The 26,349-nt window shown below is 65.9% G+C and carries 11 protein-coding genes; 6 read left to right on the top strand and 5 right to left on the bottom strand.

Translation table 11 applies throughout. From position 1 onward, the window contains the following. Positions 1–377: 377 nt before the first annotated feature. Both OG874_RS25950 and OG874_RS25945 read left to right on the top strand, forming a co-directional pair. On the top strand, positions 378–17,516 hold the full coding sequence (locus OG874_RS25950) for an amino acid adenylation domain-containing protein (RefSeq protein ID WP_330249746.1): 17,139 nt from the start codon (positions 378–380) through the stop codon (positions 17,514–17,516). A gap of 117 nt (positions 17,517–17,633) precedes the next feature. After that, positions 17,634–18,947 (top strand): cytochrome P450, encoded by a 1,314-nt coding sequence (locus tag OG874_RS25945; protein WP_330249745.1) that lies wholly within the window; start codon positions 17,634–17,636, stop codon positions 18,945–18,947. A gap of 212 nt (positions 18,948–19,159) precedes the next feature. Here OG874_RS25945 and OG874_RS25940 read toward each other — a convergent pair whose 3' ends face one another. The 4 genes from OG874_RS25940 to OG874_RS25925 form a co-directional block, all read right to left on the bottom strand. Further along, the gene (locus tag OG874_RS25940; protein WP_330249744.1) at positions 19,160–19,585 is read right to left on the bottom strand and encodes an arsenate reductase ArsC; all 426 of its coding nucleotides are present in this window, start codon (positions 19,583–19,585) and stop codon (positions 19,160–19,162) included. Further along, positions 19,585–20,325: an MIP/aquaporin family protein gene (locus OG874_RS25935; protein WP_330249743.1), complete on the bottom strand. Its 741-nt coding sequence runs from the start codon at positions 20,323–20,325 to the stop codon at positions 19,585–19,587. The genes OG874_RS25940 and OG874_RS25935 overlap by 1 nt, the downstream gene beginning before the upstream one ends. Continuing rightward, positions 20,322–20,699, bottom strand: a complete 378-nt coding sequence (locus OG874_RS25930) for an ArsR/SmtB family transcription factor (protein WP_330249742.1) — start codon at positions 20,697–20,699, stop codon at positions 20,322–20,324. Before OG874_RS25930 ends, OG874_RS25935 begins: the two co-directional genes overlap by 4 nt. Before the next feature lie 68 nt (positions 20,700–20,767). Then, complete coding sequence (locus OG874_RS25925) at positions 20,768–21,298, bottom strand: ArsI/CadI family heavy metal resistance metalloenzyme (RefSeq protein ID WP_330249741.1); 531 nt, start codon at positions 21,296–21,298, stop codon at positions 20,768–20,770. 99 nt (positions 21,299–21,397) lie between these two features. Here OG874_RS25925 and OG874_RS25920 point away from each other — a divergent pair, with 99 nt between their 5' ends. The 4 genes from OG874_RS25920 to OG874_RS25905 all read left to right on the top strand — a co-directional run bounded on the left by OG874_RS25920 (position 21,398) and on the right by OG874_RS25905 (position 25,071). Next, positions 21,398–21,757 carry an Rv2640c family ArsR-like transcriptional regulator gene (locus OG874_RS25920; protein ID WP_330249740.1) on the top strand — a complete coding sequence of 120 codons (360 nt, stop codon included), beginning with the start codon at positions 21,398–21,400 and terminating at the stop codon, positions 21,755–21,757. 443 nt (positions 21,758–22,200) lie between these two features. Then, positions 22,201–22,731: an ROK family protein gene (locus OG874_RS25915; protein WP_330249739.1), complete on the top strand. Its 531-nt coding sequence runs from the start codon at positions 22,201–22,203 to the stop codon at positions 22,729–22,731. Positions 22,732–22,827: 96 nt separating this feature from the next. Further along, positions 22,828–24,072, top strand: coding sequence for a hypothetical protein (locus OG874_RS25910; RefSeq protein ID WP_330249738.1), 1,245 nt, complete (start codon positions 22,828–22,830; stop codon positions 24,070–24,072). Positions 24,073–24,090: 18 nt separating this feature from the next. Next, positions 24,091–25,071 carry a helix-turn-helix transcriptional regulator gene (locus tag OG874_RS25905; protein WP_330249737.1) on the top strand — a complete coding sequence of 327 codons (981 nt, stop codon included), beginning with the start codon at positions 24,091–24,093 and terminating at the stop codon, positions 25,069–25,071. On the opposite strand, the gene OG874_RS25900 is transcribed toward OG874_RS25905, so the two are convergent. After that, positions 25,049–26,098 (bottom strand): hypothetical protein, encoded by a 1,050-nt coding sequence (locus OG874_RS25900; RefSeq protein WP_330249736.1) that lies wholly within the window; start codon positions 26,096–26,098, stop codon positions 25,049–25,051. The genes OG874_RS25905 and OG874_RS25900 overlap by 23 nt on opposite strands. Between the last annotated feature and the right edge of the window lie 251 nt (positions 26,099–26,349).

The raw sequence follows: 26,349 nt of genomic DNA, 5'->3' as shown, positions 1-26,349 counted from the left end.
TCGGGTGTGTATTCACCACCGGCGGCCAACGTGCGGAGAATTCCGGCGAGAGCGTGAACGCCATGCGGGGCGGACAGTGAGGATGCCCGCGGCCACTCTTCCGCCTGCGATTCCAAGGCTCTGACCTGCATATTCGGCTATGACGCCAGGCCGCCGGCCAGGTATGAACGAATGGTCGAGAATTGATAACATTCACTCCCGAGGCCGACGAAGTGCACAAATGCCGAAACGGAAAGAATATTCCGCCGTCTAATCGAAGGCCGAAAGTCACCAAGTTTCTGCTGTTCGGCCATGGATATGGAAACTGTTTCAGCGTCCGGCCGTGTACACGAACGTGGTTCGAGTTATGATTGCCGACGTCGGGGTGAGAAGGACTAATGACTGTTCCGCGACCGCAGCTCGACCTCGGATCGAACGGAAATATCGAGCCGGACGCGTCGGCCGTACAGTCGATACCGCTGTCCGCCGGGCAGCAGGGGTTGTGGCTGGCGCAGAAATTGAGTCCGGATGTGCCGATATCCGAGGCGCAGTACGTCGAGTTCCAGGGCGACCTCGACGTCGATCTGCTGCGTAAGACGGCGATTCGAGCCGGCCACGAGTTCCAGTCGGGGTATCTACGACTGGTAGAGACCGAGGGGCAGCCGTCTCAGTTGTACGACCCGTCGCTGCAGGTGGCGGGACCGGTGATCGATGTGCGTAGCGCACCGGATCCCGTCGCGGCAGGCTTGGAGTGGATGCGCCGGGAGTACACCGCGCCGTTGGATATGACCCGGGACTGGTTGGTCGCCACGGCGATCGTGCGGGTCGGGGATCGGCATTATCTGCTGTATTGCCGGAGCCACCACGTCGCATTGGACGGCTACGGCGCGATGATGATCGTGAATCGGATTGCGGCGCTGTATACGGCGGCGGTGCAGGGCCGCACGGCAGAGCCCAACCGGGCGGCTGATATCCGCGCCCTGTACGAGGCCGACCGCAGCTACCGGGAGTCGAAGCGGTTCACCGACGACCAGACCTATTGGGTGAACAGACTCGCCGGCGTCGGCGAGGAACTCGGCCTGGCTGCCGGGCACGCCCCCGCGTGCGCGGACAGTGTTGTCGCGATCACCGAACTGTCGGCGGAGACGGTGGGGCGGATCGATCATTCGGCGAAAGCGTTGGGCGCGAGCCCGGCCGCGGTGGTGATCGCCGCATTCGGCTGTTACCTGGCCAGGAAAACCGGCCGGGACGAGGTCCTGGTCAACATTCCTGTGTCGGGCCGCACGACCGCCGTGCTGCGGCGGTCCGCGGGGGTGTTCGTCAATATCGCACCGCTTCCGATCGTCCTCGATCCAGGGGACACCGTCGCGACGCTGGCCCTGCGGGTGCAGTCCGATCTGGTGGGTGTGTTGCGGCACCAGAGGTGCGGCCTCGCCGACATCCGCGCCGCCACCGGGACCCGTGCCACACAGCGCCGCTTCGCGGGCCCGGTGGTGAACGTCATGCTTTTCGCCCAGAAGATCCAGTTCGGATCGGTGACCGGGGAATTCCACATCCTCAGCTCCGGCCCGGTCGAGGATTTGCTGGTCGATGTGTATCAGACCGGGGATCCGCCGCGGACGATCCTCCAGTTCTTGGCCAATCCCAACCTCTACACCGACCTCGAACTGTCGGCGCACCGCACCGGATTCATGGAGTTCCTCGACGAGTTCACTGCCGCCACATCGGACACCGAGCTCGGACAGGTCGACCCCGGCAGCGCCGCCGACACCGCCGGGATCCGCCGCCGCCGCGAGAACCTGGCGTTCTGGCGGGCTGCGCTTGCGCATCTTCCCGAGGAACTTTGCTTGCCGGTGGACAGGCCGCGGCCGGTGGTGATGTCGAATCGGGGCGCCACCGTCGTCCATTCGTTGGGCGCCGGACTGGTTCGGGCGTTGGAAGATGTTGCCGGGCAGCATGATTCTTCGTTGTTCATGGTGGTTCATGGTGCGTTGGCGGTGTTGCTCGCCCGGATGAGTGGCAGCGCTGATATTGCGGTTGGTACGCCGGTTGCGGGGCGTGGTGTGGGGGCGCTCGGGATCGTCGATACGTTGGTGTTGCGGACGGAGATTGATCCGGGCGAGTCGTTCGTCGATTTGCTCGGTCGGGTTCGGCGGGTTGATCTGGATGCGTTCGATCATGCCGATGTTCCGTTGGAACAAGCGGTGGACCCGCCATCCCGGTCGCGACACGCCATGTATCAAGTGATGCTGGCCTTCCGGAACCTGGAACCGGTCGAACCGGGACTACTCGACCTCGAACTGCCGGCGCTCGGACTCTCCAGCGAAATATCCTGCTGCGACCTACAATTCATACTCTCGCAGGACCACGACGGCGGTGACTCGACAGCCACGATCGCGTACGCCACCGACTTGTTCGATGAGGCAACGGTCAACTCCCTCACGCAGCGATGGATACGGATACTCCGATCGGTAGCCACCGACCCGACGATTCCGGTCGGCGCTGTCGAGATGCTCGAGCCTGCCGAGCGAGCCGACCTGTTGTCGCATTCGGGTGACGCCGCCGCGCCGGTGATGACGTTGCCGGAGCTGTTGGCTGCGGCGGTGGGGCGCAACCCTGATGGTTCGGCGGTCGTGTTCGATGGGCGGCGGTTGAGTTATCGGGAGTTGGACGAGCGTTCGAATCGGTTGGCCCGGTTACTCGTTCGGCGTGGTGCGGGCCCCGAGGACGTGGTTGCGGTGGGTATTTCGCGTTGTGTGGATTCAGTGGTGGCGGTCTGGGCCGTTGCGAAGTCGGGGGCGGCTTTCGTGCCGGTCGATCCGGGTTATCCGAGGGAGCGGATCGCTCACATGGTGGCCGATTCCGGGGTGGTTGTGGGCGTGACCGTGGCAGCTGTGCGTGCGCAGTTGCCAGATGATATCGATTGGCTGATTTCGGACAACCTCGACGAAACCTCGGGTGCTCAGCCGATCTCCGACAGGGAACGGACAACCGTACTTCGCCCGGAGCATCCGGCGTACCTGATCTATACCTCGGGCTCCACCGGTGTACCGAAGGGGGTGACGGTGACGCATGCGGGGTTGGCCGCGCTCAGTTGCGAACAGCGGGAATGCTATGGGGCAACTGAGGTTTCGCGGACCCTGCATTTCGCATCGCCGAGTTACGACGCCTCGGTCTGGGAGTTGCTGCTTGCGGTAGGCGCCGGGGCGACGATGGTGATCGCCCCGCCCAGCAGCTACGGAGGCGCCGAGTTGGCTGATCTGCTGCGCCGCGAGCGAGTGACGCACGCGGTGGTTATGCCGACCGTGTTGATGTCGGTGGATCCGGCCGGGCTCGATGCTCTGCGAGTGGTCGTCGTGGCCGGTGAGGTGTGCCCGCCGGAGCTGGTACAGCGCTGGGCCGGCGACGGTCGTGCGGTCTTCAATGCTTACGGTCCGACCGAGACCACGATCATGACGAACCAAAGCACCCCGCTGACTGTGGGTGGTGCAGTGACGATCGGTGGTCCGATTCGTGGTGTGTCGGAGTGGATTTTGGATTCCCGGTTGGAGCCTGTGCCGGTCGGTGTCGCGGGTGAATTGTATGTTGCGGGTGGTTTGTTGGCTCGTGGGTATCACGCTCGGGTGGGTACGACGGCGGAGCGCTTCGTTGCTTGTCCTTGGGCGCCGGGTGAGCGGATGTACCGGACCGGGGACGTGGCTCGGTGGACGGACGAGGGGGCGGTCGAGCATGTGGGTCGTTCGGATTTTCAGGTGAAGATTCGAGGTCTGCGTATCGAGCTGGGGGAGATCGATTCGGCGCTGATGGCTCATGATGCTGTGGGATATGCGACGACTGTCGGTTGTCGTGGTCATGCGGGGGCGCAGTTGTTGGTTTCGTATGTCGTTGCGGCGCCGGGGTGTTCGATCGATACGGCGGTGTTGGCCGAGTATCTGGGTGATCGGTTGCCGTCGTATATGGTTCCGGCGTCGATCATGGTGCTGGATCGTTTTCCGTTGACGCCGGCGGGGAAGGTGGATCGGCAGGCGCTGCCGAAGCCGGTGTTCGCTGATGACAGGCCTTTCCGGGCGCCTGGGACGTCGACCGAGCGGATCGTCGCCCGGTGTTTCGCAGATATTCTGGGTGTCGACAGGGTCGGTGTGGACGATTCCTTCTTCGCCCTCGGCGGAGACAGCTTGGTAGCGACGCGGATTGCCGCGCGGCTCGGGGCCGCGCTCGATACCGAGATTCCCGTGCGACTGTTGTTCGAGGCGTCCACGGCCGCGGCACTCGCAGCTCGTGTAGAGCGGAATGCAGGCACGGGGCGCGGCCCGCCACTGATCGCTGGGCCACGCCCTGTGCTCGTGCCGTTGGCACCGGCCCAACAACGGATGTGGTTCCTCAATCAGTACGAACCCGGCTCCGGGGCATACAACATGCCGATCGCCATTCGGCTACGCGGTGAGGTGAACGTCGAGGCCCTGCGATCGGCCATGGTCGACGTGCTGCGCAGACACGAGTCTTTGCGAACGCGGTACCCGGACCGTGATGGAGTACTGATCCAGCTGATCGAATCGGCCGACGACGTCGACCACGAACTGACTCCGGTAGCGGTTCTGCCGAGCCAGTTGATCGCAACGGTGACCGAATTCGTCATCGAGGGCTTCGACGTGAGCGCCCAGGTGCCGGTGCGTGCCCGATTGTTCCGTGCGCTCGGCAGCAAGGAACCCGAATACGTACTGGCTGTCGTGGTGCATCACATCGCCGCGGACGGCTTCTCGATGACACCTCTGGCCCGCGACGTGACAACTGCGTACACCGCACGGATTCGCGGTGAAGCCCCGTCGTGGACACCACTGCCTGTCCAGTATGCGGACTACGCACTATGGCAACGAGCCGGCCTCGGCTCGCCCGACGACCCGGAATCGTTGTGCGCCCAGCAGATCCGATACTGGGCCGAAACTCTGGACGGAGTTCCCGAGGAGCTTCGTCTGCCGATCGACAGGCCGCGGCCGGTGGTGATGTCGAATCGGGGTGCCACTGTGAGTTTTTCGTTGCGCGCCGGGATGGTCGGAGAATTGAAAGAGTTTGCACAGCAACATAGCTCGTCGTTCTTCATGGTGATCCACGGCACGCTGGCGGTCCTGCTCGCCCGGATGAGTGGTAGCAGCGACATTCCGATCGGCACGCCGATCGCCGGGCGTGGTGCAGCCGCGCTCGACGACGTGATCGGCATGTTCGTCAACACCCTGGTGTTGCGGACCTTCATCGATCTCGATGAACCGTTCACCGATCTGCTCGACCGGATCAGACAGGTCGACCTGGACGCCTTCGGGCACGCCGCTGTTCCGTTCGAGCAGTTGGTGGACCACCTTGCTCCGCAGCGTTCTCAGGCCCGGCACCCGTTGTTCCAGGTGCTTCTGGCATTCCAGAATCTGGAACAGGTGAAGCTCGAGCTGCCCGGTCTCGCGGTGTCGGTGGTCGACCTGCCTACCGAGGTGTCTCGCTTCGACCTGCAATTCGTGCTGTCGGACAACCATGACAGCGGCGATATCGCGGTAGCGGTCACCTATGCCACGGATTTGTTCGACGCGACGACCATAGATTCTCTTGTGCATCGGTGGATCCGGGTACTGGAGTCGGTTGCCGCCGATCCCATGGTTCCGGTCGGGACGATCGAGATACTCGAGCCCGCCGAACAAGCCGATCTGCTGACACGTACCGGTGCGCCGACCGTGGCGCCCACCCCCCTGGCCGACCTGCTGAGCACGGCGGCCGCGCAGGATCCCGACGCCACGGCGATCGTGTTCGACGGGCAGCAGCTGAGCTACCGAGAGCTGGACGAGCGTTCGAACCAATTGGCGCGCCTGCTCATCCAACGAGGTATCGGCCCGGAAGACATCGTCGCGATCGGTATGCCGCGCTCTGTGGATTCGGTCCTCGCGGTATGGGCGGTTACCAAATCGGGAGCTGCTTACCTGCCGATCGACCCGACCTACCCCACCGAACGCATCACCTACATGATGACCGATTCGACGGCAGCCATCGGCCTGACCACGGCATCGGTGCGCTCACAACTACCCGATGACATCGACTGGCTGACACCCGACGACATCGACGAGGCCTGCGGTGCCCAGCCGATCTCCGATCCCGAACGCACAACCGTGCTACGGCCGCAGCACCCGGCCTACCTGATCTACACCTCGGGTTCCACGGGGGTGCCGAAGGGTGTGACCGTGACGCACGGCGGGTTGGCCGCGCTCGATTCCGAACAGCGGGAACGCTATGCGATGACCGCGGACTCGCGGACCCTGCATATCGCGTCACCGAGCTTCGATGCGTCGGTCTCGGAGTTGCTGCTCGCAGCGGGTCCCGGCGCCACGATGGTGATCGCCGCGCCCGGCACCTACGGCGGCGCGGAGCTGGCCGAGTTGCTGCGCCGCGAGCGGGTGACCCACGTGGTGATCACACCGGCGGCCCTGAGTTCGGTGGATCCGGACGGACTCGACAATCTGCGGCTCGTCGTTTCCGCCGGTGATGCTTGCCCGCCGGAGCTGGTGCGCCGCTGGATGAGCGACGGTCGTGAGTTCTGCAATGTCTACGGTCCGACCGAGGCCACGATCGTGACGAACCACAGCGCTCCGTTGGCGGCGGGTGAGCTGATCACGATCGGTGGCCCGATTCGCGGTGTCTCGGAATGGGTGCTGGATCAGCGGCTGCAGCCCGTGCCGGTCGGTGTGGCGGGTGAGTTGTATATTGCCGGTCCGCTGTTGGCCCGCGGATATCATTGCCGGGCGGGCCTGACGGCCGAGCGTTTCGTAGCCTGCCCTTGGCGACCCGGTGGACGGATGTACCGCACCGGGGACAGGGTCCGGTGGACGGCCGACCGAGCGATCCAGCATCTCGGCCGCACCGACTTCCAGGTGAAAATTCGGGGCCTGCGCATAGAACTCGGCGAGATCGATGCGGTACTCGCTGCCCACGAGACCGTCGGGTTCGCCACCACCATCGGCCACCGCAACGACTCTGGGGCCGAGTCGCTGGTTTCGTATGTCGTTGCCGCGCCGGATCACTCGATCGATACCGCCACGCTGACCGAACATCTGACCGCCCGGTTACCGTCCTATATGGTCCCGTCCTCGATCATGGTGCTGGACCGCGTTCCGTTGACACCGACGAACAAACTGGACCGCAAGGCGCTGCCAGATCCGGTATTCACCGACAACAAGGCGTTCCGAGCGCCTGAGACGCCGATAGAACACACGATCGCTCGAGTGTTCACCGATGTACTGGGCATCGACACGATCGGTCTCGACGACTCGTTCTTCGCCCTCGGCGGAGACAGCATCATGTCGATCCAGTTGGTGACACGGGCCAGGGCGGCGGGTGTCTTGTTCTCCCCCCGCGATGTGTTCGAGCGTAAGACGGTCGCCGGGCTGGCCCAGGTCGGCGCCCGCGACGGCGCTGCGGCGATCGCTCCTCCGACGGAACTGCCCGGCGCGGGTGTGGGGCCGATATCGCTGACGCCGATCATGCGATGGCTGCTCGAGTGGGCGAAGCCGGGGTTCGGCCGCTTGTCGCAGGCAATGGTTCTGGGTCTGCCCGCGGGGATCGACCGACAAGGACTGACGGGCACGGTGCAGGCGGTACTCGATCGGCACGACATGCTGCGCGCGCGGCTGCGCCCGGGCGAGGACGGGAGCTGGACGTGGGAGGTGCTGCCGGTCGCAACGATTCGGGCCGACGACGTCATCCAGCGTGTGGCGATGAAGGGGAGGCCGGGAAGCGTCGAGTTCCGTGCGTTGGTGGCGGCGGAGTTGGATGCCGCGGCGGACCGGCTCGATCCGGGTGCGGGGATCGTGATGCAGGTGGTCTGGTTCGACCCGGTGGATACGGCAGAGCCGGGCAGGGTGCTGATGCTGGTGCACCATTCGGTGATCGATGGGGTTTCCTGGCGCGTGCTGGTACCGGACCTCGCGTTCGCCTGGGCGCGGATCGAGTCCGGCGAGCCACCCGATCTGGCCCCGGCCGGGACGTCGATGCGCAGGTGGGCGCACGGTCTGGTCGAGGCAGCCCAACGCCGGGAGCGGGTCGCCGAACTCGAATTGTGGCAGGCGATGACTGTCGGTGACGACCCGGTGATCGGGTCCCGGCCCCTGGACCCCGTGACCGACGTGGCTGCCACCACCCGCACCGTCGAGGTCGAAGTGTCCCCCGAGGTGACCGAGGCGCTGTTGACCGAGGTGCCCGCGGCGTTCCACGGCAGTGTCGCTGACGGGCTGCTGGCCGCACTGGCAGTGGCCGTGACGAAGTGGCGGCGTGGGTTCGAGACGGAGGCATCCGGTGGTTCGCTCGCGGACGTGGTGATCGGTCTCGAAGGGCACGGCCGTGAGGATGGTGCCTTACCGGGCTCGGATCTCACCCGGACGGTGGGCTGGTTCACCACGAGTTTTCCTGTGCACCTGGATCTTTCGGGCATCGATCTCGACGACGCAGGTGCGGGTGGGCCGGCTTTGGGTGCGGCGGTCAAATCTGTCAAGGAGCAACTTCTGGTTGTTCCGGACCACGGGATCGGCTACGGCTTGTTGCGGTATCTCAATGAGGACACCGCACCGATTCTCGGGAGTCTGCCGGTGCCGCAGATCGGGTTCAACTACCTCGGCCGTGCGCCGGGGATTCCCGACGGGATGGCGGCGGTCGGATGGATGCCGGTGGACGGTGGTGGTGACCTCGGCGGTGGCGAGCTCGCCGGTGCGCGGGATCCGGATATGCCGGTGTCCGCGGTACTCGACATCAATGCCCTCACCCTCGACGACGGTGACCGACCACGGTTGCGGGCGATCTGGTCGTATCCCGCCGGGGTCCTCACCGACGTCCAGGTGCGTGCGGTGGCGGAGTCGTGGTGTCGGGTATTGACCGCGTTGGCGGCACATACCCATCGTTCCGGATCCGGAGGCCGGACGCCCTCGGATCTGGATCTGGTCCGACTCGGGCAGTCCGAGATCGAGCGACTCGAGGACAGGTATCCGGCGTTGAGCGACGTCTGGCCGTTGACTCCGTTGCAGAAGGGGTTGTTGTTCCATGCGCTGGTGTCCGAGGAGGCTGTGGACGCCTACGTGATGCAGCTGGTCCTCGAGCTGCGCGGGTACGTCGATCCGGAGCGGCTGCGCCGAGTCGCGCAGCTGCTGCTCGACCGGCATGCGAATTTGCGCACCGCCTTCGACGCGGACACCGCTGCCGGACCGGTGCAGGTGGTCAATGAAGACGTCGAGGCTCCATGGTCGGAGCTCGACCTGTCCGAGCTGGACGACGGCGCACGCAATCGCGAGTGGGATCGACTGATGGCAGCGGACCGCGCGACCCGGCTCGACCCGGCTCGCGCCCCGCTGCTGCGCTGGATGCTGGTCACCATGGGGCCGGAGCACTACCGGCTGGTGCTGACCAATCATCATCTGCTGCTCGACGGCTGGTCGACGCCGCTGCTGCTGAAGGAGTTGCTGGTGCTCTACGCCACCGACGGCGACACCTCGATGCTGCCTCGTGTTCGCCCCTACCGGGACTTCCTGGCGTGGATCGCCGGGCAGGACCCGGCTGCGTCGCTGGATGCCTGGGCCCGCGCGTTCGACGGCGCCGACGAGCCGACCCTGGTGGCTCCGGGCGATCCCGGCCGTCGATATTCCGAATCACGTGAGGTGGCAGGCGAACTGACCGAGGCGCAGACCACGGCGCTGACCGGCCTCGCGCGGTCCCGTGGAGTCACCCTCAACACCGTGCTCCAGATGGCGTGGGCGATCGTGTTGGGCGGGTTGACCTCCCGAGCGGATGTGACGTTCGGTAACACGGTCTCCGGGCGGTCTCCGCAGCTCGCGGGCGTCGAATCCATGATCGGGCTGTTCATCGACACGCTGCCGGTGCGCGTCCGGCTCGACCCCGCCGAGAGCCTGGGGCAACTGCTCGACCGAATCCAGGCGGAGCAGGTCACGCTGCTCGATCACCAGCTCGTGGGACTGACCGACATCCAACGGGTGGCCGGGCAGGGTGCGGTGTTCGACACGATGACGGTGTTCGAGTCCTACCCGGTGGATCGTGGCGGGCTGACCGCGGACACCGATATCGCCGGGATGCGGCTGATCGACGTGACCGGGATCGACGCCGTGCACTATCCGCTGGGAGTGGTTGCCCATATCGACACGCGACTGCGCCTCAAAATCATGTACCTGCCCGAACTCTTCGACCACGACACGATGGATGCAACCCTGCAGCGGGTCCTGCGAGTGATCCGCGTCGTTACCGCCGACCCTGATCTGCCGCTGGCCCGGCTGAATCTGCTCTCCACGGCGGAATACCGGGAGTTGACGCCGGTGTCGGGTGATCCGGCCGTACCGGGGCGAGTCCTGCCGGAGTTGTTGACCGAGGCGGTGCAAAGGAATCCAGGGGCGGTCGCGGTGGTGTGCGGGGATCGCCGGTGGACCTACGGTGAGCTGGATGCCGAGTCGAATCGGCTGGCACGACTCCTGATCGGTCGGGGTGCGGGACCGGAAACAACCGTTGCGGTGGGGCTGGCGCGGTCGATCGAGTCGGTACTGGCGGTATGGGCGCTGGCCAAGTCGGGGGCAGCGTTCGTACCGATCGACCCCACCTACCCTGCCGACCGGATCGCGTTCATGCTGACCGATTCCGGCACCCGGATCGGTATCACGGTATCGACGGTAGCGGCAGAGCTGCCCGGCATGATCGACTGGCTGATACTCGACGCCCCCGAGCTTCGAGCCGATCTCGCCACCACCTCCGCGGCGGCCATCACGCCGGCTGAACGAAAAGTACCGCTGCAGGTGGCCCACCCGGTGTACGTCATGTACACCTCCGGATCCACCGGTCGGCCCAAAGGCGTGATCGTCACCCACACCGGACTGGCGAACTTCGCTGCCGAGCAACGTGACCGGTACGCGGTGGGGCCGTCGGCGCGGATCCTGCACCTCGCCTCACCGAGCTTCGACGCGGCCGTGCTCGAACAGTTGATGGCGATCGAGGCCACGGCGACACTGGTGATCGCGCCGACAACTACATACGGCGGAGAAGAGCTGCGGCGCTTGGTGATCGAGCAGCGGGTGTCGCACGCCTTCATCACCCCGTCGGCGCTGGGGTCGGTCGACCCGACGGGACTGGACGGCCTGCGGGTGCTCGTCGCCGGCGGCGAAGCCTGCCCGCCGGGACTGGTCGTCCGGTGGGCGCCGGGCCGAGCGTTCCACAACGGATATGGCCCGACCGAGACCACCATCATGACGAATATCAGTGCGGCGCTGGACCCGTCGGCGGCGGTGACGGTCGGCGGGCCGATCCGCGGCGTCGGTGATGTTGTGCTCGACGCGTGCTTGCGGCCGGTACCGGTCGGGGTTGTGGGTGAGTTGTATCTCGCGGGTCCGGGTCTGGCTCGCGGTTACCACAACCGGATGGATCTGACGGCGTCGCGGTTCGTCGCCGACCCCTTCGCAGCCCCGGGACAACGCATGTATCGGACCGGGGACCTGGTGCGCTGGCGGCGGCAACCGGAAGGGGACCTGGTCCTGGACTATGTGGGCCGCTCGGACTTCCAGGTCGAGATTCGTGGTTTCCGCATCGAGCTCGGCGAGGTCGAATCGGGTCTGCTGGCCTGCGCGGGTGTGGCCCGCGCGGTAGCGACCGTGGACCGAGGCCCGGGCACCGGCGAGCGGTTGATCGGGTACGTGGTGCCCGAGTCCGGCGCCGACCTGGACCCGGCTGTAGTCCTCGCATTCGCGGCGCAGCGGTTGGCCCCGCATATGGTGCCCGCGACCGTGGTGATGCTGGACGCGCTGCCGATGACGAAGAACGGCAAACTCGACCGTGCCGCACTACCCGAGCCCGAATTCCACAGGAGCCGAGCCGGATTCCGGGCACCGGTCACCGAGGTGGAGTCGACGCTGGCGGGACTGTTCGCTGAGGTACTGGGTGTCGACACGGTCGGCCTCGACGATTCGTTCTTCGCTCTCGGCGGTGACAGTATCGTGTCGATCCAGTTGGTGACCTACGCCAGGGCGGCGGGTCTGGTGTTCTCCGTGCGTGATGTGTTCGAGTGTAAAACGGTCGCCGGGCTGGCCCGGATCGCCGTGCGCGACAGCGCCGCGGCGACCGCCCTTCCGTCGGAACTGCCCGGCGGGGGTGTGGGTCCGATGCCGGCGACGCCGATCATGTGCTGGTTGTTCGAGCGCGGCGGATTCGACTGCTTCTGCCAGTGGGTGATGCTCACGCTGCCGACCGGCATCGACATCGCCGGAATCAGCGCCACCGTGCAAGCGGTGATCGATCACCACGACATGCTGCGGGCCCGATTGCACCCCGACCCCGAGTATCCATCGGGTTGGGCATTGCAGGTACCCCCGGCCGGGGTATCCGCTGCCGGGCTGATCCGGCGCGCGTCGGTGGATGCGGCGCCGGACAGCAGTGCGTTCGCCGCGATTGTCGACGCGGAGGCGAATGCGGCCGCCGAGCGCCTCGACCCCGGGGCGGGAGTCATGCTCCAGATGGTGTGGTTCGACTCGCCCGGACAGCCGGGGCGGCTGCTCGTCGTCGTACACCATCTGGTCACCGACGGCGTGTCGTGGCGGATCCTCGTGCCCGACCTCGCTGCGGCATGGGCCCAGGTGAGTGCCGGGCAACCGCCGCGGCTCGCGCCGGTCGGTACGTCGATGCGACGCTGGGCGCACGGCCTGGACACCGCCGCGGGGAACCTCGATGAACTCGACTGGTGGCGGTCCACGCTCAGCGCTGCTGATCCGGCGATCGGGGCCCGCCCGCTCGACCCGGTCGTGGACGTGCAGGGCACCGTCGCCACTGTCGAGGTGCGGTTACCTACCGCGGTGACCCGCGCCGTACTCACCACACTGCCCGGGGCGTTCCACGGCAACGTGGACGATGCCCTCGTCGCCGGGCTCGCGCTGGCGTTGACTCGATGGCAGCGGCGCCACGGCAACACCGTCACCGAGACACTGCTCACCCTCGAAAGCCACGGTCGCCACGACACGGTGCTCCCGGGTGCCGACCTCACCCGCACCGTCGGATGGTTCACCACCACCTACCCGGTGCGGCTCGACCTGGCCGACATCGACATCGACGACGCGTTCGCCGCTGGGGCTGCCGCCGGAGCGGTCATCAAATCGATCAAGGAACAACTCCGCCAGGTTCCCGACCACGGGATCGGCTATGGGCTGCTGCGCTACCTCAACGCCGATACCGCCCGCATTCTGGGTGCCCTGCCCGACCCGCAGGTGAGCTTCAACTATCTGGGCCGGTTCGACACCATTCCGGAAGCGTTGCGCGACAGCGAGTGGATGCCCGCCGAAGGCGACGCCAACCGCGGCGGTGTGCAGAATCCCGACGCGGCCATAGCAGCCCTGCTGGCCGTCAACGCGGTCACCGTGGACACGCCGGACGGGCCGGCTCTGACCGCGACCTGGGACTATCCGGCCGGCCTGCTCACTTCCGCCGAGGTCACCGACCTCGCGGACCTGTGGCGCGACGCGGTGACGGCTCTCGCCGCTCACGCGTCCCGGCCTGGGGCCGGGGGCCTGACGCCCTCCGACATCGGCCTCGTCGACCTCGACCAGGCCGCGATCAACCGGCTCGAGGCCCAGCATCCGGCACTGGACGATATCTGGCCGCTCACACCGCTGCAGGCGGGGCTGTTGTTCCACGCCCAGCTCGCCGCCGACGCCCGCGACGGCTACATCGTGCAACTCTGTATCGAACTCGGCGGGCGCGTCGACGCGCACCGGTTACGCCGTGCGGTGCAGACGCTCGTCGCACGGCACCCGAACCTGCGGGCCGCGTTCGTGCGCGACGGCGCCAGCGATCCGGTTCAGGTGGTACATCGGCATGTCGAGGTGCCGTTCACCCAGATCGACCTGGCCGAGTGCTCCGACACCGCGGCCGCGCTCGATCGGCTCATGGACAACGACCGCCACTTCGACATGACCGCGGCGCCGTTGCTGCGACTGACACTTGTTGCCACCGGCCCCCAGCGGTACCAGTTGGTATTGACCATTCATCACATCCTGATCGACGGTTGGTCCACGCCACTGTTGATCCGGGAACTGCTGACCCTCTACGCGACCGAGAGCGACCCCGGGACGCTGGCCCCGGTGCGTCCCTACCGCGACTACCTGATGTGGCTCGAGGCCCAGGATCAGGACGCGGCGGAAACCGCATGGGCGCGGACACTCGAGGGTGTCACCGAGCCGACTCTGCTGGCGCCCGAAGCCCGCGGCCGCCAGCAGTCCGCTGCCGCGCGTGAGGTCCAGGTGCGGTTGAGCGAACACCGCACCGCGGCCCTGGTCGCCGTGGCCCACCAGCAAGAGACCACCCTCAACACCGTCATCCAAGCCGCCTGGGCGATCGTGCTCGCGAGCGCGACCGCCCGCGAAGATGTGGTCTTCGGCACCACAGTCTCCGGGCGGCCACCAAAGATCCCCGGTATCGAATCGATGATCGGGCTGTTCATCAACACGGTGCCCGTGCGGGTCCGGCTCGACCACCGCGAAAACCTCGCCCAGCTGCTACGGCGAATACACACCGAGCAAGGCGCGATGCTCGACCATCACCACCTCGGACTCGCCCGCATCCAACAGGTGGCCGGTCCCGCCGCGATATTCGACACCGCGACCGTGTTCGAGTCCTACCCGATCGACTCGGCCGGGCTGTCCGAAGACACCGATATCGCCGGAATGCGCGTCCTGGACGTGCACGGCCGTGACGCGGCGCACTTTCCGCTCGGCCTGATGGTCCAGCACGACACCCGGCTGCACCTGACTTTCAAATACCTGCCCGAACTGTTCACACGGCACCAGATCGACGCCATCGCCGACCGGGTGCTGCGAGTGCTCGACACCCTGGCCACACATATCGAACTCCCCCTCAACCGACTACAGCTGCTATCGCCGGTCGAGCGAGCAGCGCTGGTACCCGTTCACGGTCCTCCCGGCGAGGCGATGTCGGTGTTGCCGCAGGTGTTGACGGCCGCGATGACGCTGGACACCGAAGCGGTGGTATGCAACGGCACACGACTGTCCTACCGCGAACTCGATGAAACCTCGAACCGGTGGGCGCGGGTACTGATCAATGCCGGGATAGGGCCGGAATCGTTCGTGGTCGTGGCGTTGCCGCGCTCCATCGAGGCTGTGCTCGCCGTATGGGCGGTCGCCAAGACCGGCGGCGCGTTCGTTCAAATCGACCCCGCCCATCCGCACGACCGGATCACAAGCATTCTGACCGATTCCGGCGCCGCCGTCGGGCTGACCCTCGGGGCCCACCGAAACCAGCTACCGGACACCACCAGATGGCTCGTCCTCGACGACCCCTCTTTCGCCTCGGCGACAGCGTCGGCGTCCCCTGCCACGGTCACCGACCCCGAACGAACAACCACGCTACGACCGCAGCACCCCGCTTACCTGATCTACACCTCGGGCTCCACCGGGACCCCCAAAGGGGTCGTGGTCACCCACACCGGGATAGCGAACCTGGCCGCCGACACGCGGGAACGGTTCCGCCTCACCCCGACCTCGCGAATGCTGGCGGCTGCCACGCCGAGCTTCGACGTCTCGATCCTCGAATGGCTCGGCGCCGCCGCCGCCGGAGCCACCCTGATCCTCGCTCCACCACTGGTGGCCGCCGGCCCCGAACTGGCCGGGGTGATCAACACCGAACGCGTCACCCATGCCGCGATGACCCCGACAGTGCTTGCATCAATGCACCCCGACGGACTCGTCGACACCCTCGACACCCTGGTCATCGGCGGCGAGACCTGCCCACCGGACCTGGCGAACCAATGGACACCGGGCCGCACAGTGATCAGCTGCTACGGGGCTACCGAAACCACGATCACGAGCTGCGCGGACACTCCCTCGACCACGAGCACGGACAGCCCGATGGCGATCGGCGGCCCGACCCGTGGATTCACCGCCGTCGTACTCGACCGCCGACTGTGCCCCGTCCCACCCGGGGTAGTCGGCGAACTGTATCTGTCCGGACCAGGCCTGGCCCGCGGCTACCACAAGCAACCCACAATGACAGCAGCCCGATTCATCCCCGACCCGTACGGGCCGGCCGGGACGCGCATGTATCGCACCGGCGACCTGGTCGCGTGGACCGCCGACCGAACATTGCACTACCGGGGCCGCAGCGACCGACAACTCGAGATCCAGGGCAACCGCGTCGAACCCGGGGAGATCGAGACCGCGCTGCGCAGCTACCCGGATATCACCCACGCAGCCGTCACAGTCCATGCCCAACCCAACGGCACCAACCAACTCACCGGCTACGTCGTACCCACCCCCCACACCACACCCGACACCACCGCACTGACCACCCACCTCGCAACCCGGCTACCCACTCACATGATCCCGACCTCGATCATGGTGCTGGACCGGATCCCCCGCACCACCACCGGCAAACTCGACTACAAAGCCCTACCCCCACCCGACGGGCACCCGGCCCGGTTCCGGGCACCGTCCACTCCGCTCGAGGCCGCGGTCTGCGACGCCTTCACCCAGACCCTCGGCATCGAACGGGCCGGCGTCGACGATGGCTTCTTCACCCTCGGCGGCAACTCGCTGGCCGCCACCCAACTGGTGGCGCGGCTGGCGGAGTCGACCGGTGTCGACGTGCCGGTTCAGTGGATCTTCACCGACCCGACGCCGCAGTTACTGGCCCACCGCATCGACACCCGCCAGCACATCATCGACGAACAAGACCCCGGCGAAGCACTCTCGGTCATGCTCCCGCTGCGCGCCGCCGGAACCGGCCCGCCACTGTTCTGCGTCCATCCAGCCATCGGATTGGCCTGGGGTTTCAGCGGACTCGTGCAGCACCTCGACCCCGACCGTCCCGTCCGAGGGCTGCAGTCCCCGGCGTTCACCGAGCCCACCGCACGGTACGAAACGCTCGACCGACTCGCCGATCGCTATGTACAGGAGATCCGGGCCGTCCAACCGCACGGCCCCTACCACTTGCTCGGCTACTCACTCGGCGGCACCATCGCCCACGCGATCGCCGTCCAACTCCGCAGCGAAGGCGACCCTGTCGCCACCCTGGCCATGATGGACACCCGCGTCGTCACCGCCCGCAGCGTGCGCGCTCCCACACCGAGCATCGGGGACATGCTCGCCGAGTTCGGCGGCCTCGCCGTACCTCAGGACCCCGCCGACCTCACCATCGAGGCCGCAATCGAGTTGCTGCATCGCCAAGGCGGACTCCTCACAGCCGTGACCCCCGAACATCTCGTGATCTTGCGTGAGGACTACACCCGACTGGTCGACCTCGCCTGGAACCACCGGCCGGCACTCTTCGACGGTGACCTGATCTACTTCAACGCCGCCGACCACACGGACGACGACCCCTGTCCGGCGCTCGCATGGAACGACCACATCACCGGCAATATCACCGAACACGACATTCCCACTCGGCACGAACGGATGACCGAACCCGACGCGCTCCGCGCAATCGGACTGGTCCTCACAGAGCACTTCCGATCGACCCTCACCACCTAGCCGGAACCGAATCGTCGAGCAGTGCCCCGGGGCGGGGCTCCCAGCAACATCGTCGACAGAACCAGCCAACCGAGCAAACAAGGCGCAAATCATATGATCTGGCTATCATTACCCATCATGAGCGCGATGTCGGACCGAAAGGCGGTAATGTTGACTCGCGCGTGGATTCGGTGGCTGCTCGTGCACGGCATAATGCGGTCCTATCTGCTGTGGTCGGCGCGTCGCGGCGATCCCCTCGCGCAAATCGCCTTCGGCCAGGATCGCTTACTCGGCATGTCGCCGTTCATCGAGGAAATCCGACAGCGGGGCCGTCTGACCAAATTGTCGGGGACGTACGTCACCACGGACTACGATCTGTGCCGTCGCATCCTGCGAGACAATCGCTTCGGGGTGGTCACGCCCAACCATCCGATCATTCCGAAGCCGATCCGCTGGGTGTTGACCAAAACGGATCAGGAACTTCCCAACCTCTCCGAACCGCCCTCGATGCTGGTGACCGATCCGCCGGAACACACCCGGTACCGGCGCCTGGTCGGGCAGGCATTCAGCCCGGGTGCGATCGCCGAATTGAAGCAAAGGGCCGTCGAAGTGACCGATGGCCTACTCGAACGCCTGGAGTCGAAGCCGCGACCGGACCTGATCGAGGACTTCGCCGCACAGGTGCCCGTCGCGATCATCGCCGAGATTCTCGGGCTTCCCGCCGACATGCATTCGACCCTGCTGAGGTGGGGTCTCAACAGTGCGCCGCTGGTCGACCGCGCCCTGACCTGGACCACGTATCGCCACGCCACCGACGAACTGGCCGAGGTCAAGCAATATTTCGACCAGCGCATCGACAAGCTCACCGCCGAACCGGGCGATGACCTGCTCACTGTGCTTGCGACAAGTCGTGAGCTCACCCGCCGCGAGCAGACGGCCAACGCCGCCCTGCTGCTGGACGCCGGATTCCTGACGACGGTGAACCTGCTCGGCAATGGAATCGCCCTGCTGACCAGCCATCCGGATCAGCTGAAACTGCTGATGGCGAAGCCTGAGCTGTGGCCGGACACGATCGAGGAAATCCTGCGCTACGACTGCCCCGTGCGGATGACCGGCCGGATCGCCAACTGTGACGTCGACATCGCCGATCAGCACATCAAGCGCGGTTCCCTGGTTTTACTGTCATTGGCGGGCGCAAACTATGACCCCGGCGTCTTCCCCGATCCCGAACGATTCGACGTGACCAGGATCAACGCCGCGGATCATCTCGCGTTCAGCGGCGGGGTGCACGGCTGCTTGGGATACCGGCTGGCCCGAATGGAAGGCGTCATCGCGCTGCGGACCCTCTTCGAGCGATATCCGGATCTGCGCTTGGACGGCCCGCCGATCCCGCGTCGCCTGATCAACCTGCACGCCTACCGCTCCATGCCCGCCAAACTCACTGCCGACTAGCTTCTGTGTCGGGCGCCCTATTGGCCAGGATGGGCTACGCAACAGCGCGGCCATGCGACCGGGGATGGGTGCTGCGACGTCAGTGGACTGGCCCTCGCCGAATCCTCGCGAAATCGGCCTCCGATCCGATCGGCGCCCTGCATGCGGCGACCGTCGGCGCCGCCCCTGCGGCAGACCGGAGCGCAACGGGCGGTGGTGCGGGAGTCATGGTTTCATGATCGTGGCGGGATGCCGAGTTCGTCGAGCAGTCCGCGGATGCGTTGTTCGATCTCGTCGCGGATGGGGCGGACCGCGTCGATGCCCTGCCCGGCGGGATCGTCGAGTTTCCAGTCCAGGTATTGCTTGCCGGGGAAGTAGGGGCAGGCGTCGCCGCAGCCCATGGTGATCACCACGTCGGAGGCTTGGACGGTGTCGGTGGTGAGCACCTTCGGGGATTCGGTGGAGATGTCGATGCCGACTTCGCGCATGGCTTCCACGGCTACCGGGTTGATCTGGTCGGCGGGTGCTGAGCCTGCGGAGCGGACTTCGACGTGGTCACCGGCGAGGTGGGTGAGGAAGGCAGCGGCCATCTGGGAGCGTCCGGCGTTGTGGACGCAGACGAACAGCACGCTGGGCAGGGCGGTCGGGTGGTCGGTCATCAGGTGCTCCGGGGATCGGTGAGCGGGCGTTCGGGGTGGGGAGTGACGACGTTCTCGGCCGGGGCCGGGTCGGGGTAGATGAGCCCGATCAGGGTGAGTCCGATTGCGGCGCCGACGATTTGGGCGGCAATGAACGCGGGCACCGAGGCAGCCGCGATGCCAGCGAAGGTATCGGAGAAGATGCGGCCGATCGTGACAGCGGGGTTGGCGAAGGAAGTCGAGCTGGTGAACCAGTAAGCCGCGCCGATGTAGGCCGCGACCGCCGCAGCCGACGGCGCGGCGCGACCGGTGCGGGCAAGCGCGAAGATGACCGCGATCAGCCCGGCCGTGGCCACGACCTCACCGACCAGATGCCCGGTCGTGACCCGATGATGGGTGGAAATCTGGACCGCGGACTGGTCGAACATGATGTTCGCCAGCACCGCCCCGGCCGCACCACCGAGGACCTGCGCGCCGATATATGCGCCGAGTTCGGCGGGGGTGAGGCCGGTGCTGTGGCGGCGTCCTGTCAGCCAATCGGCCACCGACACAACGGGATTGAAGTGCGCACCGGAGACCGGGCCGAACACCAGGATCAGGACGCCGAGCCCGAACACGGTCGCGGTCGAGTTCTCCAACAGCTGTACACCGACATCACCCGGCGACAGCTGCTGTGCGGCGATACCGGACCCGACAACGATGCACACCAGCAAACCGGTGCCGACGAATTCGGCGAGCAGCCGCCGCGCCAGCGCGGTCATCGGCTCAGTCCGGCGGGCACGGTGATGTCGAGCAGCGTCGAGAGCTGTTGCAGGGCGGCGGGCTCGACGCGGTAGTACACCCACGACCCGCGGCGCTCACTCGAGAGCAGCCCGGCTTCGCGCAGCACCTTCAGATGGTGGGAGATGGTGGGCTGAGTGACGTCGAACCCGTCGGAAATATCGCAGACGCAGGCTTCCCGCCCGGTGTGGCTGGCTACCAGACTCAGCAGTCGCAGCCGGACCGGGTCCGACAACGCCTTGAACACCGCCGCCAGCTCGGTGGCGACCTGCGGGGTCAAGGGTTGCCGGGCCAGGGGCGTGACCTCACACGCGAGTGCGGTCACGTCGGTCAACGGAAGCTCTCGATTCGACACGCATCAATATTGATGATCATCGAATCCGAGGGCAAGCGAACAACGGGTGAACGAACCCCGGCAGGGGTTCAGCCGCAGCAGGATGCGCCGGAGGCGACGGCATCCTTCTTGGCGGCGCTCCCACAGCATGCGCCCTCGGCGGCAGCTTCCTCAGCAGTGCCGCAGCACACCGAAACCGCCTGTTCGTCGCTCGCCGTCGCACCGGTCGCCAGTTGTGGTGCGACGCCGAAGGTTTCACTGTCGGCCAGCACGGTGTAGACCTCCCAGCGCTCGGCATCCGGTGCGCTCACCCACACCTTGTCCTGCGTAGCGAAACAACAGGTAGTCGCGATCTGCTCCTCGGTGAACATGCCGGCCTGCGACAGGCGGGCGATCTCCGCGTGCACCTGATCGCTGGATTCCACCTCGACGCCGAGGTGATTGAGACTGCCACCCTGGCCGGGATTCTCGATCAGCACCAATTTGAGCGGGGGTTCGGCGATCGCGAAGTTGGCATAACCGGGCTTGCGCTTGGCGGGCTCGGTCCGGAATAGGGTCGAGTAGAACTGGATCGCCGATTCGAGGTCGTCGACATTGAGGGCGAGCTGGACGCGGGACATGGTCGTACCTCCACTGTGAGACATATATCGAAGAACTGTCGAGGTCGAGTCTGCGCCACCTTTTCGACATATGTCAAGAAGGTGGGTAGAGTCGATCGCATGCCCAAGGCACTACCCGTGATCGACATGTCCGCTCCGGTCTGCTGCACCCCCGTCGCCGCCGGACCGGTGGACGACGCCGCCGCGCTGGAAATCGCGTTGCGACTCAAAGCGATCGCCGACCCGGTCCGCGTCAAGCTGATGTCGCTACTGCTCACCAGCCCGCACGCCGAGGAAAACACCGGCGACCTCGCTGGCGTGGTCGGACTTGCCGAGTCGACAGTGAGCCACCACCTCGGTCAGCTGAAGAAAGCCGGTCTGATCGAGTCCGAACGCAGGGGCATGAACACCTACCACCGCGCCCTCCGCGAGGCGCTGTCAGCGCTGTGCCTGGTCCTCGACCCCAACTGCTGCCGGTAGAACCTCGGCCGACAGGACTTGCGGAACGTGCAGCGGTCACCCGTCTGTTCCATTGCCGCGCGGTAGCTGCCAGATCTCCCATCGCAGCGTGTCACGGCCGCGTCCGCACACCTCCGAGCGTCGCAGGCTGTAGCAGAACGTCAAGAACACGGCGTGGGACCGGTCGCCCGCCTTGCAGGCAGAGATCTGGAGCTGCTCGCGGGTCCAGATCGCGGTATTCCCGGCGCGAATACACACTCGATTTACGGTGGGGGGCAGTCAATCTGCGTTCATCGGCACGGAATGTGTACTCGGCCGAAGCAGTGAGCGCCGGTGGCCGACACTGTTCCGGTAGGCGCACGACGCCACGGTCGACCAACCTTGGAGGTCCCATGAGGGAGCCGGCCCGCCTGTTACCCGCATTGCACAACCAGGACGAAAGGCATTGTGGTGGTGGCTGATTCATGACCGTTCTGGCATTGGATATCGGCCCTGCGGAACTCGCTGCGAGCCGGGTGGACGGCGGCGTCGGCATACGGGATATTCAGCGAATCCCGATACCGGCGAACGCAGTGTGGGACGGCTGCCGGGATCTGCTGCTCGATGTCGCCCGCGACGACGAGATCACCGCGGTCGGTATTGCCTGCCCAGGGCCGATCGACAGGTCGGTCGGGATGATCGCCCCGGCAGGAATCCCGCAGTGGCACAGTGGATTCGATATCGTGACAGCGGTGCGGAGGTTATTCCCGGTCGCGGCCGTCGAGGTGGCGACCGACGGCCTGTGCGTGACGCTGACCGAACGAAACCTCGGCGGAGCGCACCGCTCGGAAGCAATACTGGCCGGCGCCGGTATTCTCGCCCTACTCGCAGCGGAGCGGGTGGCCCGCAACACACCGCCCGGCTTCGGTGCCGAACATGTCACCGGACACTTCCACGACCGAGCCGACTACCGCCCGGCCGGCCGGGCGCTATGTGGTCGCCACCGGCCGCGGTGAGCAAATTCCGATCCCGCGAGTGCATCGACGCACCTTTACCTTCCAACATGGGTGATGCACATGGCCGTTTACCTCAGCGAAACCGATGATCTGACAATGAAATTCCCCTTTGACGAGCTGACCCCCAACCAGCTGTCGTTCGCCGAACGTGACGAGCGATATCGGCAGCTGCACGACTGGCCCGAACCCACCTATCGACCCAACTCCGGCCTGCAGATGGTATGGCGCTACGACGACGTGCGGGAGCTGATGGAAGCGGCCCGCCCTGGCATCTCGAATGCGAAATCGCTGGAGCCGCTAGTCGGTTTCGGGCGCATCGCGGCCAATCCCCGCGCCGTCGGCCATCTCTGCCGGCATCTGGTCCCGCTGCCGGCGAAGGCGACCGCGGATCTGACCGACGACGTCCTGCACAAACGGGTATGGGACACCTTGGCCGGCCCGGCGGGACATTTCACAGTGCCCACGGCACAACGTCCGCAACGGATCGAGGACCTGACCGAGCATTTCCAGCACGCGCTGCGCACCGAACGCGACGCGAGTGACCAGCCCCTCGACGTGACGTCTCTGTCGATCGATTACGCGGCCCGGATCGTCGGCGCAGCGGTCGGCTTGCCGCCTGCGGACTGGCCGCAGGTGGCGACATGGAGCGGTGCCCAGTCCGGACTACTGGGTCGGCGGATGCGCGGCCGCGAATTGGCCGAGGCGGTCGGCGGCCTCGGTCGGCTGTTCACGGTGAGCGCCGACGCCATCGCATCCAGCGGACGGGATCAGACGGATGGATTGCCCGGCCGTCTGCGCGCTGCCCGCATTCCACGTCGAGTTGCCGTGTCCGCCGTGGCCAACTCGCTGGCCGCGGGTGTGCATACTGTCAGTGGCAGTATTCAACAGGGCCTGCAGCGCTTGCTGAGCAATCCGGACCGGCAGTGGTGGCACCTCCTCGCCGACCAGGCATCAGCCACGCACGTCGCGGCCAAGGTACTTCAGCTCGACCCTGGGCTGGTGGCCTGGAAGCGGCACGTCGTGGGCTCGGTGACGCTGCGCAGCGGCACAGTGCTCTCGTCCGGGCCGGTCTTGGTGATGTGTGCCGCCGCGAACCGGGATCCGCGGGCCTTCCCGAATCCCTTGGATCTGTCCGGTGCCGGTAAACTTCCGCTGACCTTCGGATTCGGTAAACACATCTGCCCCGGTAAGCAATTGGCACAGCTCGCAGTCGAGGTGTTCCTGCGGGAATTGCACGCTCTCGTACCGGCCGCACGTCTGGTACCGGCGCGGCAGCCGTCTCGAGCACGCCCGTCCGACTTGCTGTTCGCTGGAGCCGACGTCATCATTGTCAACGGCTGAACCGTTCGAGGTGTCGCAATGGAGTACTACGAGCTCGACATCGCAAATGTCGATGAATGGACCGAAACTTCCAACAGTTTCGTCCCGATGGATCATCGCTACCGCGAGCCCGAGCGCTGGCAGGTGGCCATGACTGTGCAACAGACAACCACCTACGGTCTGCTGCGCTGGGATCAGCCCGGCGACCGGCTGGCCTTCCGCACCCCGTCGAATATCCGTCGGGTTTCGGCCGAGGACTTCTACTGGGTGGTCGTCCCGCAGCGGGGACAGTTCGCCGCGGTCTACGAGCACGGAGTCACCCAGGTCAGACCGGGGCAGGCGGCGGTGTTGGCACTGGATCGGCAGTGTCGGCTGCATATCCCCGGCTCGGTGGCCCACGCCTTCCAGGTACCGCGCGTCGAGTTCGCGCGACCCGGCCTACGACAGCCGGTGCTCGACCTCGGCTCGGGTCTCGGCAGGATCGCCGCGGGCATGATCCGCGATCTGCATGCCGAACGATCCGCGCTGACGAGCCGGGAGTTCAACGCGGTCTGCGACCGGATCGCCGAGCTGCTGTGCCTGATGACCGCGGGTGATACCCGCCCGCAGCAGACTCATTTGACAGAGCTCGCCGAGACCGTTCGACAGTACGTGCGCCAGCACATCGGAGCAGCGGACCTCCGGCTGCCCGAGGCGGCGCGGGCATTGGGCTGGTCGCCGCGACAGCTGCGCACCGCACTGCATCAGGCGGGTACCACGTATCGGGAAGTGCGCCAGGACGAAGCACTGCGGGCGGCTCGGACCATGCTCGAAAACCCCGAGACGACAGCGACAATCGGAGAGGTCGCCGCGCGCAGTGGCTTCACCCTCACCTGGTTCTCCGCCGCCTTCAAGGCGCGATACGGCGAGACACCGCGAGAATTCCGCAAACGCCGGTTGGCCGAGTCCGTCCGTCCGACAGCGGCTCTCGGCCCGAGTACCACCGCAACAGTGAGTACTACCCGGTCACTCGCTCCATGAGCTCGGCGAGCAACCGCAATGCCCGATCCATCTCGGCTTCGGTCATCCGAGCCATACCGCAGGATGTGCTCAGGCCACCGAATGGGCGGCTGTAGTACTGCCGGGCCTGCGTCAGTGCCGTGAGGATTCGTTCCGCGTCGGCCTTCTCGTGCACGATACCGGCGTAGATCGGCACATCAGTGGTCAGCTGTTCCAGTGGTCGATATATGTCCGGGTCATCGACGAATGGCAGCACATCGGCGCCCGCAAACGGAATATGAATTCCTTGCAGAGTTCTGCCCTTTGGCCATTGCGCCACAATCGCATTGGCCAGCAGGACGACCGGTTCGTATCCGTTGATCCTCTTCATCCAGCTGGTGTGTTCCCAATCGCCACGGCACAGATGAATGGTGACCCGGGCGCCTGCGGGCATACGGCGCACGAGCTCGGCAAGATCCGAGCCCAGCTCGACAGCTTTTGCCGCGCGTTCCTCGTCCGACTCGATGGTTTCCATCGTCACCAGGCGTCCGGGGCTCTCCAGTTGGAACACCACATCGCCGTGGAACAACCGATGGATGGCCGCGATCTCCTCCAGTGCCGGTTTCCGGAACGACTCGTAGTGCTCGGTGACGCCGGCCACTCCCAGTGCGAAGAAGGCGTGGTCGTAGGGGTCGATGATATTCGCTTGATAGGGCTTCTGTTCGCCATGCTCCTGGGTCAAGCGGTCCAGAATCGGTTTGGCCGCCTCCGCCTGATCGAAATACCCCAGCAATACGGGAGGGATCTCGAGTTCCGCTTCGCCCTGGTACTCGTAGGTCGGCATGCCTTCGTATCCCAGCTCGAGATTTCCGTTGTCGACTTTCGTCATGCCAGGAAGTGCGAAGGTGGCACGCAGGCGCGGCATGATCCAGCCGGGAAAAGCAGTATCCCCTTCCGGAATTGAGGGCAGATAATGCCACAGCGATTCGAATTTGCGCATCGCCATCTGGCGTGTCGGAGCGTTTGCACTGCCCACCAGATAGGTTACTGGAAGAGAAAGATTCGTCACCGTCGGCCGTCCTTTCATCAAAGCGGTGCGGGAACTCTAGCGACGGAACAGGGCACGGCGACGGTTCCAGTCTTCTCGGTAGTGGGGACTCGTGTCACAACTGCAGCTCCCGCCTTCGGCGTCGTTGCCCAGCTTTGTTTTTGTGCCGTCGAATTCTGTTGCGAGGCAGGAGCTGTGGGTTCGCGTGGCGAGGCGTGCGGCAGCCGCCGACACTGACCTGGCACAGCTCGCGCCCCAGCCGTTCGATCAGC

The organism is Nocardia sp. NBC_00565 (genome assembly GCF_036345915.1).
In the GTDB taxonomy this organism is placed as follows: Bacteria; Actinomycetota; Actinomycetes; order Mycobacteriales; family Mycobacteriaceae; genus Nocardia.
The sequence above is the reverse complement of the archived record's forward strand: the minus strand, read 5'-3'. Positions and strand labels throughout refer to the sequence as shown.